15 protein-coding genes are annotated in these 18835 nt (G+C 41.0%); all 15 read left to right on the forward strand.

What is annotated here, in order from left to right:
- Positions 1-461: 461 nt before the first annotated feature.
- The 15 genes from purB (at position 462) to ETF27_RS06280 (ending at position 18833) form a co-directional block, all read left to right on the forward strand.
- The gene (purB, locus tag ETF27_RS06210) at positions 462-1808 is read left to right on the forward strand and encodes an adenylosuccinate lyase (RefSeq protein WP_130830472.1); all 1347 of its coding nucleotides are present in this window, start codon (positions 462-464) and stop codon (positions 1806-1808) included.
- Positions 1809-1946: 138 nt separating this feature from the next.
- Positions 1947-3452 carry a pseudouridine synthase gene (locus ETF27_RS06215; protein ID WP_130830471.1) on the forward strand — a complete coding sequence of 502 codons (1506 nt, stop codon included), beginning with the start codon at positions 1947-1949 and terminating at the stop codon, positions 3450-3452.
- Positions 3453-3561: 109 nt separating this feature from the next.
- Positions 3562-4953 carry an asparagine--tRNA ligase gene (gene asnS / locus ETF27_RS06220; RefSeq protein ID WP_130830470.1) on the forward strand — a complete coding sequence of 464 codons (1392 nt, stop codon included), beginning with the start codon at positions 3562-3564 and terminating at the stop codon, positions 4951-4953.
- A gap of 967 nt (positions 4954-5920) precedes the next feature.
- Positions 5921-7051 (forward strand): hypothetical protein, encoded by a 1131-nt coding sequence (locus ETF27_RS06225; protein ID WP_130830469.1) that lies wholly within the window; start codon positions 5921-5923, stop codon positions 7049-7051.
- A gap of 105 nt (positions 7052-7156) precedes the next feature.
- Positions 7157-8476, forward strand: coding sequence for a UDP binding domain-containing protein (locus tag ETF27_RS06230; RefSeq protein ID WP_130830468.1), 1320 nt, complete (start codon positions 7157-7159; stop codon positions 8474-8476).
- A gap of 1 nt (position 8477) precedes the next feature.
- Positions 8478-9551 (forward strand): NAD-dependent epimerase/dehydratase family protein, encoded by a 1074-nt coding sequence (locus ETF27_RS06235; protein WP_130830467.1) that lies wholly within the window; start codon positions 8478-8480, stop codon positions 9549-9551.
- Positions 9552-9563: 12 nt separating this feature from the next.
- Entirely contained in the window at positions 9564-10613 is a 1050-nt protein-coding gene (locus ETF27_RS06240) for a polysaccharide biosynthesis protein (RefSeq protein WP_130830466.1), read from the forward strand.
- Positions 10614-10783: 170 nt separating this feature from the next.
- Positions 10784-11992: a polysaccharide biosynthesis protein gene (locus ETF27_RS06245; protein ID WP_130830465.1), complete on the forward strand. Its 1209-nt coding sequence runs from the start codon at positions 10784-10786 to the stop codon at positions 11990-11992.
- On the forward strand, positions 11955-13064 hold the full coding sequence (locus tag ETF27_RS06250; RefSeq protein WP_130830464.1) for an acyltransferase family protein: 1110 nt from the start codon (positions 11955-11957) through the stop codon (positions 13062-13064). The genes ETF27_RS06245 and ETF27_RS06250 overlap by 38 nt, the downstream gene beginning before the upstream one ends.
- Positions 13064-14284 carry a LegC family aminotransferase gene (locus ETF27_RS06255; RefSeq protein ID WP_130830463.1) on the forward strand — a complete coding sequence of 407 codons (1221 nt, stop codon included), beginning with the start codon at positions 13064-13066 and terminating at the stop codon, positions 14282-14284. The genes ETF27_RS06250 and ETF27_RS06255 overlap by 1 nt, the downstream gene beginning before the upstream one ends.
- A gap of 2 nt (positions 14285-14286) precedes the next feature.
- On the forward strand, positions 14287-14919 hold the full coding sequence (locus tag ETF27_RS06260) for an acetyltransferase (RefSeq protein WP_130830462.1): 633 nt from the start codon (positions 14287-14289) through the stop codon (positions 14917-14919).
- 8 nt (positions 14920-14927) lie between these two features.
- Entirely contained in the window at positions 14928-15938 is a 1011-nt protein-coding gene (gene neuB / locus ETF27_RS06265; RefSeq protein ID WP_130830461.1) for an N-acetylneuraminate synthase, read from the forward strand.
- Between the two features lie 2 nt (positions 15939-15940).
- Positions 15941-17098, forward strand: coding sequence for a UDP-N-acetylglucosamine 2-epimerase (gene neuC / locus ETF27_RS06270; RefSeq protein WP_130830460.1), 1158 nt, complete (start codon positions 15941-15943; stop codon positions 17096-17098).
- Positions 17095-17790: an acylneuraminate cytidylyltransferase family protein gene (locus ETF27_RS06275; RefSeq protein WP_130830459.1), complete on the forward strand. Its 696-nt coding sequence runs from the start codon at positions 17095-17097 to the stop codon at positions 17788-17790. Before neuC ends, ETF27_RS06275 begins: the two co-directional genes overlap by 4 nt.
- Complete coding sequence (locus ETF27_RS06280; RefSeq protein ID WP_376744078.1) at positions 17790-18833, forward strand: sugar phosphate nucleotidyltransferase; 1044 nt, start codon at positions 17790-17792, stop codon at positions 18831-18833. The genes ETF27_RS06275 and ETF27_RS06280 overlap by 1 nt, the downstream gene beginning before the upstream one ends.
- The last annotated feature ends 2 nt before the right edge of the window (positions 18834-18835 follow it).

Consider the following 18835-nt stretch of genomic DNA (forward strand, 5'->3'; position numbering starts at 1 on the left):
GGCCAACAATTCAGCCATTGGAACATTGAACAGCTAAACACAATCAACTTACGCAATATGGACTCTTGAGAACAACCGCTAGAATAATAATCAATTAACTCTTGCAGCTTTAACGAATACGAAAATTCGCGCGGGGTTTTACGTTTTGTCATAATTTCTTACTTTTTTTATAGTCAGAATTGTGACAAGCTAAATCCGTATAAGACATTTCCCCCCGGAGGTAGAATTGTGGTGAAGAAATAAGAGGATTAAGATGTTCGGCAGAAAGAAAAAAACTGTTTTCCGGTGTTTTATTCTCTTGCCGCTGCGCCATGAGAAAAGATGCAACCGAAGGGGGATAACCTTATGATGGACTTGAGCTAAAAACTTTCAATTGTTATATTAATGAAATATTATTCGATTATTGCAATACTTTCGATATAAATTCTTAAATTTGCAATCTATTAATTTCAATTATTGTTATGGTTCTTGATGAATTAACAGCTGTGTCGCCCGTAGATGGTCGTTATAGAGGAAAAACTGAGAAGTTTGCCAATTATTTTTCAGAATACGCACTCATCCGTTACAGAGTGAGAGTAGAGATAGAATATTTTATCAGTCTGTGTGAAATCCCCCTACCTCAACTGAAAACGTTCGATGCGACTCTTTTTGAGGAGTTGCGCAAGATATATCGTGATTTCTCCGAAGATAGCGCACGACGCGTCAAGGAGATTGAAAAAGTTACCAACCATGACGTGAAAGCCGTGGAATACTTTCTCAAGGAAGAGTTCGACAGGATTGGTTCACTCGAGGCCTACAAGGAGTTTATCCATTTCGGACTTACCTCTCAGGATATCAACAACACCAGCGTACCCCTTTCTCTCAAGGAAGCTCTTGACGAAGTCTTCATTCCGCAAGTGGAAGAACTCATAGCTCAACTGACAGCCTATGCCAACGAATGGAGCGATGTACCCATGTTGGCAAAGACACATGGTCAGCCGGCGTCCCCTACACGTTTGGGGAAAGAGATACAGGTGTTTGCCTATCGACTCGAGGAACAACTTCAGTCACTCAAGGCTTGTAAACTTACCGCTAAATTCGGAGGAGCCACCGGCAATTACAACGCCCATCACGTTGCCTACCCCCGGTATGACTGGAAAGCCTTTGGCGATAAGTTCGTGAGCGAGAAATTGGGACTTTGCCGAGAGCAGTTCACCACCCAAATTAGTAATTACGACCATTTGGGTTCTATCTTCGATGCCATTCGGCGCGTCAATACCATAATCATCGATTTGGATCGCGACATTTGGATGTATATCTCCATGGAATATTTCAAGCAAAAAATCAAGGCGGGCGAGGTCGGATCGAGTGCCATGCCCCATAAGGTGAATCCTATCGACTTTGAGAATAGTGAGGGCAATATGGGCATTGCCAACGCCATCTTGCAGTTTCTCGCGCAGAAACTACCCATCAGCCGTTTGCAACGCGATCTGACCGACTCCACCGTCTTGCGTAATGTGGGCGTTCCCCTCGGACATAGCGTAATCGCCATACAGAGTACGCTGAAGGGACTTCGCAAGTTAATCTTAAATCAGGATAAGCTCAATGCCGACTTGGAGGACACGTGGGCTGTCGTTGCCGAAGCCATACAAACCATTCTCCGGCGCGAAGGTTATCCACATCCTTATGAAGCGTTGAAAGCTCTTACCCGAACCAACGAGCGCATGACAGAAGAAAGCATACACAACTTCATCAAGGAATTAAATGTGAGCGAAAGTGTAAAAAAGGAACTGATGGCGATTGCACCGCAAAATTACACGGGATTGTAAACTCATCCCTTCGTTCCCTACACGATGGACGCATGGAACATATTATTTGTAAATAAAAAGAAAGAGAATATATACAACACAAATTATGAAGAAAAATGACCGTGAGGTCAAACGTGAAAAATTTAAAGTAAAACAACTATGACAGAAGAATTAGAAAACAAAGAAGGTCAGTCCGTTCAGAATGAAACTAACCGTGAAGGCTATTCACCCGACGGACAGAATGGCGCAGAGAGAGAGTATCGTGGTGCGGTTCATCAGCAGCGTCCGCGCATTCATTCACAACGAGCTTACGTAAATCGTAACGGAAACGACGAGGGCTTCCGTCCGGAAGGATTTGGAGCCAATCTCGGGGGAAACGCCGGTGACGAACGTCAAGGAGACTATCGTCCGAGAAACAATAAACCTTATGGAGGCTATCAGGCTCGTCAGGGCGGTTATCAGCCTCGTTCGCAGCAGGGAGGCTATCGTCCAAGATATAATAATCAAGGCGACTCCAACGATTATCACTCTCGTCAGGGCGGTTATCAAAACTATGGCTATCAGAACCGTCAGCAACAAGGCGGTTATCGACCTCGTTATAATCAGGACGGAGAACAAAACGCTTACCAGCCTCGTCCGCAGCAGGGTGGCTATCGTCCGCGTTACAATCAAGAAGGTGAGGAACATTCCTATCCCACCGGCGGTTACCAGAATCGTGGCGGTTATCAGAATCGCGGCTATAACAACCGTGGGGGCTATCAACCTCGTCAGGGAGGTTATCAGAATCGTGGCTATAATAATCGCGGCGGTTATCAGAACCGTGGCTATAACAATCGCAATGGATACGGACAGGGCGGCTACCGTCAGCATACAGCCGATTATGATCCCAATGCGAAATATTCTTTCAAGAAACGCATTGAATACAAGGAAGAGAATATTGATCCCAACGAGCCTTTGCGCTTGAACAAATACCTTGCCAATGCCGGAGTTTGTTCACGCCGAGAGGCTGATGAGTATATACAGGCAGGTGCCGTTTCCGTGAATGGAGAGGTGGTTACCGAGTTGGGAACCAAGGTGCTGCGCTCCGATGAGGTAAAATTCAAGGACGAGATCGTTTCTTTGGAAAAGAAAGTCTATGTGCTGCTGAACAAGCCCAAAGACTATGTTACCACCAGCGACGATCCCCAGCAACGCAAGACGGTCATGGATTTGGTCAAGGACGCTTGTCCGGAGCGCATCTATCCCGTAGGACGTTTGGACAGAAACACCACCGGTGTGCTTCTGCTTACCAATGATGGCGATTTGGCAAGTAAACTTACTCATCCAAAATTCTTGAAGAAAAAGGTTTATCATGTCTTCCTTGATAAACCGGTTATGCCACAGACTTTGCAACAGATTTCCGATGGCATTGAATTGGATGATGGCGAGATTAAAGCCGATGCCATAGAATATCCCGACGACCGAGACCAGTGTCAGGTGGGGATAGAAATCCATAGCGGAAAAAATCGTATCGTTCGCCGTATCTTCGAGAGCTTGGGCTATCGTGTGGTAAAACTCGACCGCGTACAGTTTGCCGGACTGACAAAGAAAAACCTTCGTCGCGGCGATTGGCGTTTCCTTACCGAGCAGGAAGTGGATATGTTGCGCATGGGCGCTTTTGAATAAGATCAGCCAACACTCCTCCGTGAAGAGGAGAAAGAAACCAAGAGAAATATGAATACCAAAGCTCACTATCTTTTCAAGGTGTGGGCGAAGGTCTTAATTTTTACAATCAATGAAAAGAACAAAAGTCGTCGATGCGTTACAGTGCACCGACTTTGGAAAAGATATCAACGTGAAAGGATGGGTGCGTTCCCATCGTAGTAGTAAGGCTGTCGATTTCATTGCTTTGAACGATGGCTCCACCATCAAGAATATTCAAGTGGTCATCGACCCGGCAGCCCTCGATCCCGAACAACTAAAGAACATTACCACCGGTGCCTGCATCAGCGTTACCGGAAAATTGGTGGAAAGTCAGGGCAAGGGACAGACTTCCGAGATTAGGTGCGGCGAGATGGAGATTTATGGTTTGTGTCCGAGCGACTATCCCATGCAGAAGAAGGGACAGAGCTTTGAGTATATGCGCAAGTATGGGCACATGCGTCTGCGTACCAATACGTTCGGTGCCGTATTCCGCATTCGCCACAATATGGCGATAGCCATTCATCGCTATTTCCATGAACACGGATTCTTCTATTTCCACACTCCTTTGATTACGGGTAGCGACTGTGAAGGTGCCGGCAACATGTTCCAAGTAACCACTCTTGATTTGGATAGAGTGGCTAAATCGGGGAAGGTAGAATACGACAATGACTTCTTTGGCAAGAAGACCCACCTGACGGTTTCCGGACAGTTGGAAGGGGAACTGGGAGCAACATCGCTCGGAGCCATCTATACTTTCGGACCCACGTTCCGTGCTGAAAATTCAAACACGCCTCGCCATCTGGCAGAGTTTTGGATGGTTGAGCCGGAAGTGGCGTTCATCGACCAACAAGAACTCATGGACTTGGAGGAGGACTTCATTAAATATTGTGTTCGTTGGGCTTTGGAGAATTGTAAGGACGACCTTGAGTTCCTGAACAAGATGATTGACAAGGAACTCATTGCCCGTTTGGAAGGAGTGCTGAAGGAAACGTTTGTCCGCCTTACCTACACGGAAGGTTTTGATATTCTCAAAAAGGCACAAGACAATGGCGTGAAGTTTGAATTCCCTGTTTCGGAATGGGGAATGGATCTCAGCAGTGAGCATGAACGCTATTTGGTGGAACAGCATTTCAAACGACCGGTAATCATGACCGATTATCCAAGCGAGATAAAATCGTTCTACATGAAGAAGAATGCCGATGGCAAGACCATGCAGGGAACCGACGTGCTCTTCCCTCGCATCGGAGAAATCATCGGTGGTTCTGTGCGTGAGGAAAGTTATGAGAAACTGTTAGCGGAAATTCGCGCGCGTGGCATGAAAGAAGAAGTTTACGACTGGTATCTCGATACGCGTAAATACGGTTCCTGTCCGCATGGTGGCTTCGGGTTGGGATTCGAGCGTCTCATCCTTTTCGTTACCGGCATGCAAAACATACGCGATGTCATTCCGTTTGCTCGCACACCCAAGAATGCCGAGTTCTAAATCTATGGGTATGCGATAACATTGAACAAATGAACCTTTCTCGCGACACCCATGAAAATACCACCGGTGAGTTGCTCCCATGCAACGACCGGTGGCATTTTACATTTATTTAAATTCCAAAACATTCTTGAATTTCTCTTGAACTTCTTGGCTTTCTAAGTCTTTTTGCTTATTCTCATCTTCTTGTTTTTTTAGAAATTGTGGAGTTTACAGCTTTTCCATGATTGCAAAATAGCTATGGCTCTTAAGCCCCTTAACCCTCATCACTCTGAAGTTACAAGCCAATAGTGTCCTAAATTTTCTTCATTCATCCACCCAAAGCTTAGCTTTCACTTTCCAAAAGCTTACCTTTTGCACTGCAAAAGGTCATGAATTATGCTGCAAAAGCTAAGCTTTTAAATCGCAAATAATATCGTCCTGATTATTAGCAGATTACAAAACGTATCCCCGATGCGGTTTTTGTAATATAATTTCATGGTGCCGGGCAGGTCGAATGTTCGCTATCAAGTGTCTGTTTACCACCACCTGAATACGAATTGGAGTCATACGCCATATCTGATTTAGAGAAAAACACGTCAAGTCTTATGATTTATGCGGTGTTTCGTGAGTTTTCGAAAAAAAATATTTAGGACACTATTGGTTACAATCGCAATAAAACTTCGATGCCATGAAAGAAATCTGTGAATGATGATACAAAAAACGAAAAAAAGCATTACCTTTGTAGAAAATTTAAGGAGAGGAGAATTGCAAAGGTGCAACAAATAGCTCGAAAACCTACTGTGGAACGACTATCTGAACGCGGAAAACATTTATTGGAACATTTATCAAGAAACCTCGAACTTGCAAACCTTCCCTTTGAAAGTTATATTTGAAACGTATTATTTTGTGAATCATCATGTAGTGACATCGGCTCGATTATCCGAGGAGATAATGACCATTATGAGAGACATAAAGTAGATGGGAATTTATGAAACTGGATAGTACGGATTCTCTGTCTGCAGCCAACGAAGCCGAACGATTTTCCAATGTGGAGGGTCAAAGGCTACCGGACGGCAACCGGCACACTGAACCTATTCTTTTGAGTGGCTCAGAAGAGAAGCAGTGCTTGCAAGTTGGTGGGGAAAGCGAGAACAACCCAATGAAAAACCATTCGCAGACCACCGATTCTTGGTGTTATCTCTTCACCCATTGCCGAAGAACTTCGGTTTTCGAAGAGAAATTAAAGACAGATGGTCGCGTCTTTTTTATCCACAAAAGCGTAAAATATGTTCGTAAGTATGGGCGAGGAGTAAAGGAAACAACAACTCCCACCGTTAGCGGACTTATCTTTCTGCAAGGGCAACCAAAAGAAATACAAAACTATCTCAATACTAAATTTCCAGGCTATTGGCTGTGTAAGAATTGCAGCACCGGCAAGCCGGCTGTAATCCCCCACCAACAGATGGAACCTTTCATGCGCATCGCGGAGGTAGAGCCCGACCGTATTCGCTTTCTCATGCGCCCATTTCAATATTATGCCAAAAACCGCACCTTACTTCGCATCGCATCGGGCAACCTTGCCGGACTGGAAGGCTACGTCATACGCATGGCGCGCGACCGAAGATTGGTGATGGATGTCGGCGGAAAGAGCATCGCCATTTCGGGCATTCACAATGAAAGGTTTGAGGAGGTTGGGAAAAACGAGACGCATAAGAAGTGTGGCGACATCTTCTACAAGCGCAACCTGCAAGAACGCAATGCTTTCATCGATCGATATTTCCATCCGGTAACCTCTGAGAGTGAAGTGGCTGCCCAAAAAGAGAATATAGAAATTCTTAGATTGCAAATCCTCTCCGATGAACAGGTGGGGAAGATTAACGTTAAAGAAGCTTTTGCGTCTTTTGCGTTCATGATAGAAGAAATCGGATATTATTATGCACCCTTTTTTCAATCCTCTGGCAATCGTCTGCAACCACTTTTCGCGGCAGGGACAAAGGTCTTTCAAGAGATGAGAAACATCTTGTCCGATTCCAAGCAAGATGAAGATTTTAGTGCATGGGGCAATTCTGTTTATGCCGACTTAAAGACTAACTACGCTTACCTCTTTGATGAGGTGTAATGCGTATTGCTTCCACTTGCTCCACTTTATAAACATGGCATAATCCTAAATGAGTTTTGCCGACAAGGTGAAATCACAATAAGAGAAAATAATTTTATGAGAGATATGCGCAACTTCAAAGATATTAAGATTGCTGTGGCAGGAACAGGCTATGTGGGAATGAGTATTGCCACATTGCTCTCACAGCATCACCAGGTAACGGCGGTGGATGTCATTCCTGAGAAAGTGGAAAAGATTAACAATAAAATCTCTCCCATTCAGGATGATTATATAGAAAAATATTTGGCTGAGAAACCCTTGAATTTAGTGGCAACGCTCGATGGAAGATCCGCTTACGCTGATGCCGATATCATCGTTATCGCTGCGCCTACCAATTATGACCCGGTAAAAAACTATTTCAATACGAGCCATGTGGAAGAAGTCATCGATTTGGTGTTGGAAGTAAATCCCGATGCCATTATGATTATCAAATCAACCATCCCCGTGGGATATACTCGGACTCTTTATTTGAAGTATGCCCAAAAAGGCGTGAAACGCTTCAACCTACTCTTCTCACCGGAGTTCCTGCGTGAGAGCAAGGCACTCTATGACAATCTTTACCCGAGTCGCATCATCGTGGGCTATCCCAAGTTGATAGACAAACCTGAGTTCAAAGAGGAAAACAACGCCATCAAATTGATTACCGATGTGGAGATGCTGCGAGAAGCCGCTGCTACATTTGCACGGCTCTTGCAGGAAGGCGCCGTAAAGGAGAACATAGACACGCTTTTCATGGGCATGAAAGAAGCCGAGGCAGTGAAACTCTTTGCTAACACCTACCTTGCGCTTCGTGTGAGCTATTTCAACGAGTTGGATACCTATGCCGAGATGAAAGGACTCGATAGCAAAGCCATCATCGAGGGCATAGGACTGGATCCGCGCATTGGCACCCACTACAATAATCCATCGTTCGGTTATGGAGGATATTGTCTGCCGAAAGACACGAAACAACTCCTTGCCAATTATCGCGACGTACCACAAAACATGATGTCGGCAATTGTTGAATCCAACAGAACCCGAAAAGACTATATATCGGACGCCGTGCTGCGTATGGCGGGTTATTATTCCGGTAACGGACAATGGGATGCCGCCAAAGAGCACAATTGCGTAATCGGTGTATATAGACTGACCATGAAGTCCAACTCCGACAACTTCCGCCAGTCTGCCATTCAGGGAATCATGAAACGCATTAAGGCAAAGGGAGCGGAAGTGATTATCTACGAGCCGACACTCGACGATGGCGCAACTTTCTTCGGCAGTAGGGTGGTGAACAATCTAAAAGATTTCAAGACACAAAGCAAAGCCATCATTGCCAATCGCTTCGACGACTGCTTGAAAGACGTGGAAAACAAGGTATATACACGTGATATCTTCAGAAGGGATTGAAATGCTGAAAAATAACGTAAATCTGAGGGGGAAGACAATCCTTGTTACAGGTGCCGCCGGCTTCATAGGCAGCAACCTTGTGAAACGTCTTTTTCACGATGTGGAAACCGTGAGAGTGATCGGCATGGATTCGATAACCGATTACTATGATGTGAAAATAAAATACGAGCGTCTGCGAGAAATCGAGCAAATGAATCGCGATTGGACTTTCGTCCATGCCTCCATTGCCGACAAGGATGCGGTGGAAAAAATCTTCGAAGAAAACAAGATTTCCGTGGTCGTCAATCTCGCGGCTCAGGCAGGGGTGCGTTATAGCATCACCCATCCCGATGCTTACATTCAAAGCAATCTCATCGGCTTCTATAACATCCTTGAAGCCTGTCGATATCATGAAGTGGAACATTTGGTATATGCCTCCTCATCATCGGTCTATGGAAGCAACAAGAAGGTACCCTATTCCACAGACGACAAGGTGGATAATCCCGTAAGTCTGTATGCTGCAACGAAGAAGAGCAACGAGCTGTTGGCGCACGCTTACAGCAAACTTTACAACATCCCCTCAACGGGGCTTCGCTTCTTCACTGTTTATGGACCTGCCGGACGCCCGGACATGGCATATTTCGGATTCACCGATAAACTCGTAAAAGGTGAGACCATTAAGATTTTCAATTACGGCAACTGCAAACGCGACTTCACCTATATTGACGACATTGTGGAAGGCGTAGTTCGGGTGATGCAACACGCGCCCGAAAAGCACAACGGCGAGGATGGGCTTCCCGTTCCCCCTTATAAAGTATATAACATTGGCAACAACTCTCCCGAGAACCTCCTCGACTTTGTGTCTGTTCTCCAAGAAGAATTAGTGCGTGCCGGAGTGCTTCCCACCGATTACGACTTTGATGCCCATAAGGAACTCGTTCCCATGCAACCCGGCGATGTACCCGTAACTTACGCCGACACCGCGCCCTTGCAGCGCGACTTTGGCTTCAAACCCGGCACTCCCCTGCGCAAAGGCTTGCGCAAGTTTGCCGAGTGGTATAAGAGCTATTACCAAACAAGTAGAAATAATAACTAAATATCATAAACAATGAGCATTTTTGCAGGAAAAACTTTAATGATTACCGGAGGTACGGGCTCTTTCGGTAATGCCGTGTTAAATCGTTTCCTTCGTACGGATATAGCTGAAATCAGAATCTTTTCACGCGATGAGAAGAAACAAGACGATATGCGACATGAATATCAGGCAAAATATCCAGATGTAGCCAATAAGATTAAGTTCTTCATTGGTGATGTGAGAAACCTGCAATCCTGCCGCAACGCGATGCCCGGTGTGGATTACATTTTTCATGCAGCTGCCTTAAAGCAGGTACCGAGTTGTGAGTTCTTTCCGATGGAGGCCGTGAAGACCAATGTCATCGGTACTGATAACGTTTTGACAGCTGCCATTGAAGCCGGTGTGGGAGCTGTAATTTGTCTTTCTACCGATAAGGCGGCTTACCCCATCAATGCAATGGGAATTACCAAGGCGATAGAGGAAAAGATAGCGGTGGCAAAGAGTCGTTATTCCGGGAAGACCAAGATTTGCTGTACCCGTTATGGAAACGTCATGTGCTCGCGTGGCTCGGTAATTCCTTTGTGGATTGATCAGATACGTAGCGGAAACCCCATCACGGTAACGGAACCGAAAATGACCCGTTTCATAATGTCGTTGGAAGAAGCGGTAGATTTGGTTCTCTTTGCTTTCGAGCATGGGCAGAATGGCGACATCCTTGTTCAAAAAGCCCCCGCGTGCACCATCCATACCCAAGCGGAAGCTGTTTGCGAGCTCTTTGGCGGCAAGAAAGAAGAAATTAAGGTCATTGGAATTCGACATGGCGAGAAAATGTATGAGACCCTGCTGACCAAAGAAGAATGTGCGAAAGCTGAAGACATGGGTGATTTTTATCGTGTTCCGGCCGATAACCGCGGATTGAACTACGATAAATTCTTCAAAGAAGGCGATACGACTCGTTCAGAGATTGAGGAGTTCAACTCCGATAACACTTATCGGCTCAATTTAGAGGAAACCAAGCAGAAAATTGCAGCTTTGGAATATATACAGAAAGAGTTAAAGGGCGAAGGAAACTTCGTGCAATAAATAAAAGTTCTTGCGCTATCTGTTAATATACTATATTTAAATTAGTGATAAGTTATAAATAGTATGATTTTATGTGTTCTTGAGAAGATTGTCGCTTTTTTAAAGCTCTGAGAGGTTTATTATGGCTGAAGTTATTGTGATGCCTCTGTAATTATAAATACATTAAAGATATGTTTAATCTTGATAAATTTATTGCCGATTCTGTTACAAATCGTTTTGTCAGTATGTTTTCAAAGGATATTGAAGCAAATAAAACTGAATTATCACGAGAGATTCGAGGTAGGAAAGTATGTGTAATTGGTGGAGCAGGCTCTATTGGTTCTAGTTTCATCAAAGCAATTCTTCATTTCGAACCTTCAGCTGTTGTCGTTATAGATTTAAATGAAAATGGTCTTGCGGAATTGGTTCGTGATATTCGTTCTACGGAAAAACTATTTGTACCTGAGAAATTTCGTTGTTATACTCTAAATTTTGCGGATCCTATTTTTGAACGTATTTTCCGTGAGGAAAAAGGATTTGACATTGTAGCTAATTTTTCTGCTCATAAACATGTTCGTTCCGAAAAAGATAAATATAGCGTTCAAGCATTGTTAGAAAATAATGACATTAAAGCGAAAAAATTGATGGATTTATTATGTGTTTATCCACCTAAGCATTTTTTCTGTGTAAGTACTGATAAGGCTGCCAATCCCGTAAACATTATGGGGGCAAGTAAGCGTATAATGGAAGATCTTGTGATGTCATATAACAAATATTTCAAAGTAACTACTGCACGTTTTGCGAATGTAGCTTTTTCTAATGGATCTCTACCTGATGGATGGTTGCATCGGTTGAGGAAAAAACAACCATTGGCAGCACCATCAGACGTGAAACGTTATTTTGTATCGCCCGAAGAGAGTGGTCAGATTTGTATGTTGGCTTGTATTCTCGGTAAGGGGGGGGAGGTGTTCTTTCCTAAATTAGGTGAAGAACAGATGCTCACTTTCTCATCTATCTGTGATGACTTTGTAAGAGCAGAAGGGTTTCAGAAAATCGAATGCGCTAATGATTTTGATGCGAAAAAGTATGCGGCAAGAATGAGTTATCAGTCGGATAAGTATCCTGTAGTATACTTTAAGAGTGATACAACTGGAGAGAAACCATATGAAGAGTTTTATATTCCGGGAGAACAGATTAATATGGATCGCTTCATAGCTCTTGGAGTGGTGGAAAAAACAAACCATCGATCGTTGTCTGAAATAGAAACTTTCTTTTTAGAACTGAAAAAGATTTTTGCGAAAGACAATTTTACTAAAGCTGAGGTGGTGAAAGCCATCAAACGGTACATTCCCAATTTCGAACATGAAGAAAAAGGAAAAAATTTGGATCAAAAAATGTAAAGATTTGAATGATATGTTAATAAATCGAAATACAGGGGGGAGACTATCAAACTTTGAGCTTCTGCGATTGCTCTCCATGCTAATGGTAGTTAATCTTCATAGTTTTTGGGGATATGAATATGGTACAGGAGTATTTCAAGCATTTGATTTTTTTCGCGAGAGCGCTTGTATTTGTGCGGTTGATACATTTATTCTAATATCTGGTTTTTTCGGAATAAGATGGAAAGTTAAAAGTCTTTTTAACTTGTTGTTTCAAGTTGTTTTTTATAGTTTTGCAGTTTATGGGGCTTGTATCGCTTTTAATATTTTAACTTTTAGTTGGCATGATTTTATCGAACAATTCAAATGTTTTTATAAGTCATGGGGATTTATCTCATCGTATATAGTTTTGTATTTTATTTCTCCTGCATTGAATGCCTTGTCCGACCAGTCATCTTCAAAGAGGCTATTTGAAATTATCTTGGTTTTAATATTGGCAAATATTTTTATTTTTAGTTTGAATATCAATATCACATTCTTTATAGTATATTTAGTTGGTCGATTGTTGAATAAACTTGATGTAGTAAATAGAACGAAAAATCATGCCGGATTTGCCTATTTGATGGTTACATTTTTGATTTTCACCATAGTTTATACCCTATTCTTGATGTTCCGTTTTAACGCGTCCCGGATGCAGTCGTTTTTCTTTGGCTATAATTATTGTGGTCCCCTTGTGATTTTGCAAGGTGTCTTTCTTTTTCTCTTATTCGGAAGGATGAAATTTAAGAATAATATTATCAATTGGTGCGCTTCCTCATGCTTAGCCATTTATTTGATTCACATGCATCCGTCTATAAAAAATATATACTATCATTTTACAAAAAGTCTTTATGAAAAACCATTTTTTGAACATGTTTATTCCTTGATAGTCTTATTTACCTGTGTCTTTTTGGGATCTATTCTAATCGATAAGATAAGAATTTACATATCAAATAGAATTTACAATTTTATAAATATGATTTGGCAAGCTTTGCCTTTAAGATTCAAGAAGTTTGAGACTTATATCCCGAGTTCACTAAAAGTTTTATTTTAATGATTAGTTATTTAAAAATAATAGACTTTATTAAGTCAATGTATGGGAATCAAAAGTATGTTCCTCTTGCTATTCCTGTATTTGCAGGGAATGAAAAGAAGTATCTCAATGAATGTATTGATACGACATATGTATCTTCTGTTGGAAAATTTGTTGATCAATTTGAAGATGATATGGCTAAATACACCAATGCCAAGAAAGCAGTAGTTTGTGTTTCAGGAACAAATGCTTTACACATGTCTCTCATGCTTGTAGGAGTGAAGCAGGAAGATGAAGTAATTACCCAAGCACTTACATTTATCGCAACTTGTAATGCTCTGAGTTATATAGGAGCTTATCCTATTTTTATTGATGTTGATCGTTCCACAATGGGACTATCCCCGGATTTCATGAAAGAGTGGCTTTCAAAAAATGCTGAGGTAAGAAAGAATACACGTATTTCCGAACTTTCTGATAGTCGTGATTTTTCTTTTGCAGAAGATGAGCTTGCTTGCTACAACAAAAATACAGGACGTAGAATCAAGGCATGTGTACCTATGCATACGTTTGGGCATCCTGTTCGCATTGAGGAAATAGCCAACCTTTGTAAAGAGTGGCACATTGAATTGGTTGAAGATGCGGCAGAAAGTATAGGCTCTACATATAAAGGTAAACACACTGGGACTTTTGGTAAGATAGGGGCTATTAGTTTCAATGGAAATAAAACTATCACAACTGGTGGTGGTGGTATGATGCTCTTCCAAGATGAAAAGTTAGCTGCTTTCGCAAAACATATTACAACTCAAGCTAAACTACCACATCGCTGGGAGTTCCGCCATGATCATATTGGCTACAATTATCGTATGCCCAATGTGAATGCTGCTCTCGGATGTGCGCAACTTGAAAACCTTGACAAGTATATTTTAAGTAAGCGTAAGGTAGCAGCAGAATATGAGGACTTTTTTCGCAATATTCCTGAAATTGATTTTTTCTCAGATTCTCCCGAAACTTACTCTAACTACTGGCTTAATGTTATCATTCTTAAAAATAAGAAAGCTCGCACGGAATTTCTCACACAAACTAACGATAATGGTGTTATGACGCGTCCGATATGGGAGTTGATGAATCGTCTGCCAATGTTTGAAAAATGTGAGAATGATGGTCTAAAGAATACGATAAGGTTTGCTGAACGGGTTGTAAATATCCCAAGTTCTGTACGTCTTACCGACTTACAACGATAATAATGAAACGACCTTTAATTCTTCTTGGTGGAGGTGGGCATTGTAAATCGGTGATAGAAGCGGCTGAGAGTGCTGGTTATAATATTTTAGGCATTCTTGATATCTCTGAGGTAATAGGGAATGAAATCCTACCTAATCATCGAGTGTTAGGAGATGATAATGATATTCCAATTTATATAGATAAAGCAGATTTTGTTGTTACTGTGGGCTATATTAAAAACCCCTCTATCCGAATAAGATTGTATAATCAAGTACAAGAAGCAGGAGGGCATCTTGCAACCATAATAGCTTCTACAGCTCATGTTTCCCAATATGCCAGTATTGGAGAAGGAACTGTAATCTTGCATCAGGCGGTTGTAAACGCCGGTGCTCAGGTTGGTGAAAATGTTATACTTAACACTTTTACTAACATAGAGCATAACACCATCGTGGGAGCTCAAAGCCACATATCTACGGGTACAATGATAAATGGTGATTGCAAGATAGGAGAACGCGTTTTTATTGGAAGTCATAGTGTTCTTGTTAACGGCATCACAATAGGAGATGATGTTATAATCGGGGCGAGTTCTTCCATCAGGAAAAGTATTATGGAGAAAGGGATATATTATAATAGTTCAACTCTTTTGAAACTATAATCTACATAATGGCTCATACATTAATTATAGCTGAGGCTGGTGTTAATCACAATGGTTCTATTGAGTTAGCGAAGCAGTTGATAGATGCTGCTGCGGATGCCGGTGCTGATATTGTTAAGTTTCAAACTTTCACAGCAGATAAACTTGTTTCAAAACAAGCAAAGAAAGCAGAGTATCAACAACAAAATACGAGGGATGACGATACCCAATATGATATGCTCAAGAAATTGGAGCTTTCTCACGAAGCACATCAAATACTAATTTCGTATTGTCATCAGAAAGGTATTCGTTTTTGGTCAACAGCCTTTGATTTAAATAGTATTGATTATTTGCATTCGTTAGGCATGAAGCTGTGGAAAATACCTTCTGGTGAAATTACAAATTATCCTTATATACGCAAAATAGCTCAGTTTAGGGAAGAGGTTATTATGTCAACTGGTATGTGCGATGAGCAGGATATTCAAAATGCAATTAATGTATTGTATGAATTTGGCGTGAGTAAAGAGCAAATCACCCTTCTCCATTGCAATACGCAATATCCTACACCTTTTGAAGATGTTAATCTTCGTGCAATGTTAACCATTAAGAATAATTTTGGAGTAGAAATAGGTTATTCAGATCACACAAGGGGTGTAGAAGTCCCTATTGCTGCTGTTGCTCTTGGAGCAAAAGTTATTGAAAAGCATTTCACTCTCAACCGCCTTTTACCAGGACCTGATCATAAAGCATCACTTGAACCTGATGAGTTGAAAATGATGGTAACTGCTATTCGAAATATAGAGAAAGCACTTGGTGATGGTGAGAAAAAAATAACAACTTCAGAACGTGCAAATATCTTAATCGCTCGAAAGAGTATTGTTGCGGCTGTTCCGATAAAGAAAGGTGATTTGTTGACAGAAGAAAATATTACTATCAAACGCCCGGGAACTGGTCTATCACCAATGTATTGGAATAGTATTATCGGTACCATTGCCAATCGAGATTATAACACAGATGAACAGATAGTGTCTTTATTTTAGTTATGCGTAAGATATGTTTTATAACAGGTAGCCGGGCTGAATACGGACTTCTTAGAGGTTTAATGAATGCTGTTCAGAATGATCCTGCATTAGAACTTCAGGTTGTTGCTACAAATATGCATCTTTCTCCAGAATTTGGGCTTACTTACCGTGAAATAGAAAAAGATGACTTCAATATTAATAAAAAAATTGAAATGCTACTTTCTTCTGATTCTGCTCAAGGTATTTCAAAGTCTGTAGGACTTGGGATGATTGGTTTTGCGGATGCGTTTAGTGAGCTTAGTCCTGATTTAATCGTCATTTTAGGTGATCGATATGAAATGCTTGCTGTGGCATTTGTGGCTCTCTTTCATAAAATACCAATCGCTCATCTTCATGGCGGAGAAATTACAGAGGGCGCTTATGATGATTGTATTCGCCATGCTATTAGCAAGATGAGCCACTTGCATTTTACATCAACGGAAGTATATCGTAAGCGTGTCATTCAATTAGGAGAGCAACCTGATCGTGTTTTCAATGTAGGGGCAATAGGCATTGATAATATCAAGCATATTCCCTTAATGTCTAAAGAAGAGTTGGAGCAAAGTCTTAATTTCTCACTTGGAGATAAGTTTATAGTAGTAACCTATCATCCAGTTACACTTGAAGATAATTCGGCGGAAAAACAAAGTCAAGCCTTGATATCGGCATTAAATGCTCTGGATGGCTATAAAATACTCTTTACTTATCCAAACTCTGATTCTAACGGGCGTGTTATAATAGACCATATCAAAGAATTTGTGGCTGCTCAACCAAGAAAAGTCAAAGCATGGAAGTCGTTAGGAATAAGGCGTTATCTTTCAGCTCTCCGTTATGCAAAAGCTGTGGTAGGAAATTCTTCAAGTGGAATTATCGAAGTGCCTTCATTTCATATTCCGACTTTAAATATTGGTATCCGACAAAAGGGACGCATATCTGCAAATAGTGTCTTTAATTGTGAAGCTACAGAAAAATCTATTAAAGAAGGGTTGGCAATCATTCTTGATGATGATTTTTCCACTAACGTAAAAAACAATAATCCTTATGAGGGAGAGAATACTACAGAGAAGATAGTGGATGTTATTAAGAATTACCCTCTTGCCAACTTAGTTGAAAAAAAATTTTATGATTTAAGTCAATGAAATCGCTAGTTATTATTCCAGCACGTGGGGGGAGCAAAGGTATTTTACATAAGAATATAAAACCTTTATCGGGCAAACCGCTAATTTATTACACCATTGATGTAGCTCGCTCCATTTGTTCCGACAACGATATATGTGTTTCTTCAGATGATTCTCAAATTATTAAGGTGGTTGAGGATTATGGTTTAAGGGTTCCTTTTATTCGTCCAGCAGAATTAGCTACAGATAAAGCAGGCATGTATGAAGTTTTGCTTCATGCACTTAAATTTTATGAAGAACATGGGAAGCATTATGATAATATTGTTCTTTTACAAAATACCTCTCCTTTTCGAAATGCGGAACATCTTCGAGAAGCGATGAACTTATATACGCAAAAAATAGACATGATTGTATCTGTGGTTAAGACTTCTTCTAACCCATATTATAACTGTTTTGAAGAGGATGATAATGGATTCTTGCATATATCTAAAGGTAATGGTATGATAACACGTCGGCAAGATGCCCCTATAACGTATGAATATAATGGAGCTATTTATATTATTAATCCCGAAAGTTTGAAACGTGAACCGCTTGCTCTATTTAAGAAACGTATCAAGTATGTAATGGATGATATTTCATCCGTTGATCTTGACACTATGTTAGATTGGCACTATGCCGAATTTTTAATCAAAGAAAAGTTAGTTGAATTATGATAGAAAACAACTATTTTATAGTTGAGGATAAAACGTTGCTTGATGCATTGAAGCAACTCAATTCTTTATCTTCAGCCCCTCTTGTGCTATTTGTTGTGAATAGCGATGGAAGAATGGTTGGTACCATGACAGATGGTGATATAAGAAGAGCACTTATTGCAGGAATTAATATAAGTGATACTCTTGATAAGGTAATGCATCGTACTTTCAATTATCTGCGAGAAGGAGTGAATGATGATGTGTCTCATATCAGAGAGCAGAAAGCACTTAAGATGCAACTCGTACCAATTCTTGATAGTGAGGATCGTATTGTAGATATAATTGACCTTGAGAAATATCGTACCAAACTCCCAATTGATGTGGTATTAATGGCTGGAGGAAAAGGTGAACGCCTTCGTCCCCTTACAGAAAACACCCCAAAGCCATTATTAAAAATGCAAGGAAAACCTATTATTGATTATATCGTTGAGCATGTTATTAGTTTTGGGATAAAAAACATTTCTGTCACAGTTAATTATCTTAAAGAACAAATTGAGGAACACTTTGTTGAGTCAAAACAAGGAGTTTTTGTGAAATGCTTTAGTGAGCCTAAATTTTTAGGAACTATTGGAGGACTTGCCTATGTTGATAATCTTGTAAACGAGACAGTTCTTCTCATGAACTCTGATGCGATAACTGACTTGGATTTGGAAGATTTCTTCCTCCACTTTCAAGAGTATAATGCAGATATGAGTATAGCCGCTGTTCCTTATACAATTTCAGTTCCTTATGGAATTTTAGAACTTCAAGGACGCAATGTGAAGGGTGTCCATGAAAAACCGACTTATAACTATTACGCAAATACCGGAATCTACCTCATCAAACGAAGACTTCTGGATCTTATCCCTAAAGGTGAGTTTTTTAACGCTACAGACTTTATGGAGTTATTGATGAAAAATGGATATAAGGTTATTCGATTTCCATTGAATGGAACTTGGATAGATATAGGTAATCAACAAGAATATCAAAAGGCAAAAGAAATAGTAAAGCACATAAAATTTTGAAT

The sequence above is a fragment of the Prevotella brunnea genome (assembly GCF_008016795.1).
Taxonomy (GTDB): Bacteria; Bacteroidota; Bacteroidia; order Bacteroidales; family Bacteroidaceae; genus Prevotella; species Prevotella brunnea.

Coding starts and splice junctions, on each gene's coding strand:
- purB (WP_130830472.1), top strand. CDS start 462: ATGGTTCTTGATGAATTAACAGCTGTGTCGCCCGTAGATGGTCGTTAT.
- ETF27_RS06215 (WP_130830471.1), top strand. CDS start 1,947: ATGACAGAAGAATTAGAAAACAAAGAAGGTCAGTCCGTTCAGAATGAA.
- asnS (WP_130830470.1), top strand. CDS start 3,562: ATGAAAAGAACAAAAGTCGTCGATGCGTTACAGTGCACCGACTTTGGA.
- ETF27_RS06225 (WP_130830469.1), top strand. CDS start 5,921: ATGAAACTGGATAGTACGGATTCTCTGTCTGCAGCCAACGAAGCCGAA.
- ETF27_RS06230 (WP_130830468.1), top strand. CDS start 7,157: ATGCGCAACTTCAAAGATATTAAGATTGCTGTGGCAGGAACAGGCTAT.
- ETF27_RS06235 (WP_130830467.1), top strand. CDS start 8,478: ATGCTGAAAAATAACGTAAATCTGAGGGGGAAGACAATCCTTGTTACA.
- ETF27_RS06240 (WP_130830466.1), top strand. CDS start 9,564: ATGAGCATTTTTGCAGGAAAAACTTTAATGATTACCGGAGGTACGGGC.
- ETF27_RS06245 (WP_130830465.1), top strand. CDS start 10,784: ATGTTTAATCTTGATAAATTTATTGCCGATTCTGTTACAAATCGTTTT.
- ETF27_RS06250 (WP_130830464.1), top strand. CDS start 11,955: ATGAAGAAAAAGGAAAAAATTTGGATCAAAAAATGTAAAGATTTGAAT.
- ETF27_RS06255 (WP_130830463.1), top strand. CDS start 13,064: ATGATTAGTTATTTAAAAATAATAGACTTTATTAAGTCAATGTATGGG.
- ETF27_RS06260 (WP_130830462.1), top strand. CDS start 14,287: ATGAAACGACCTTTAATTCTTCTTGGTGGAGGTGGGCATTGTAAATCG.
- neuB (WP_130830461.1), top strand. CDS start 14,928: ATGGCTCATACATTAATTATAGCTGAGGCTGGTGTTAATCACAATGGT.
- neuC (WP_130830460.1), top strand. CDS start 15,941: ATGCGTAAGATATGTTTTATAACAGGTAGCCGGGCTGAATACGGACTT.
- ETF27_RS06275 (WP_130830459.1), top strand. CDS start 17,095: ATGAAATCGCTAGTTATTATTCCAGCACGTGGGGGGAGCAAAGGTATT.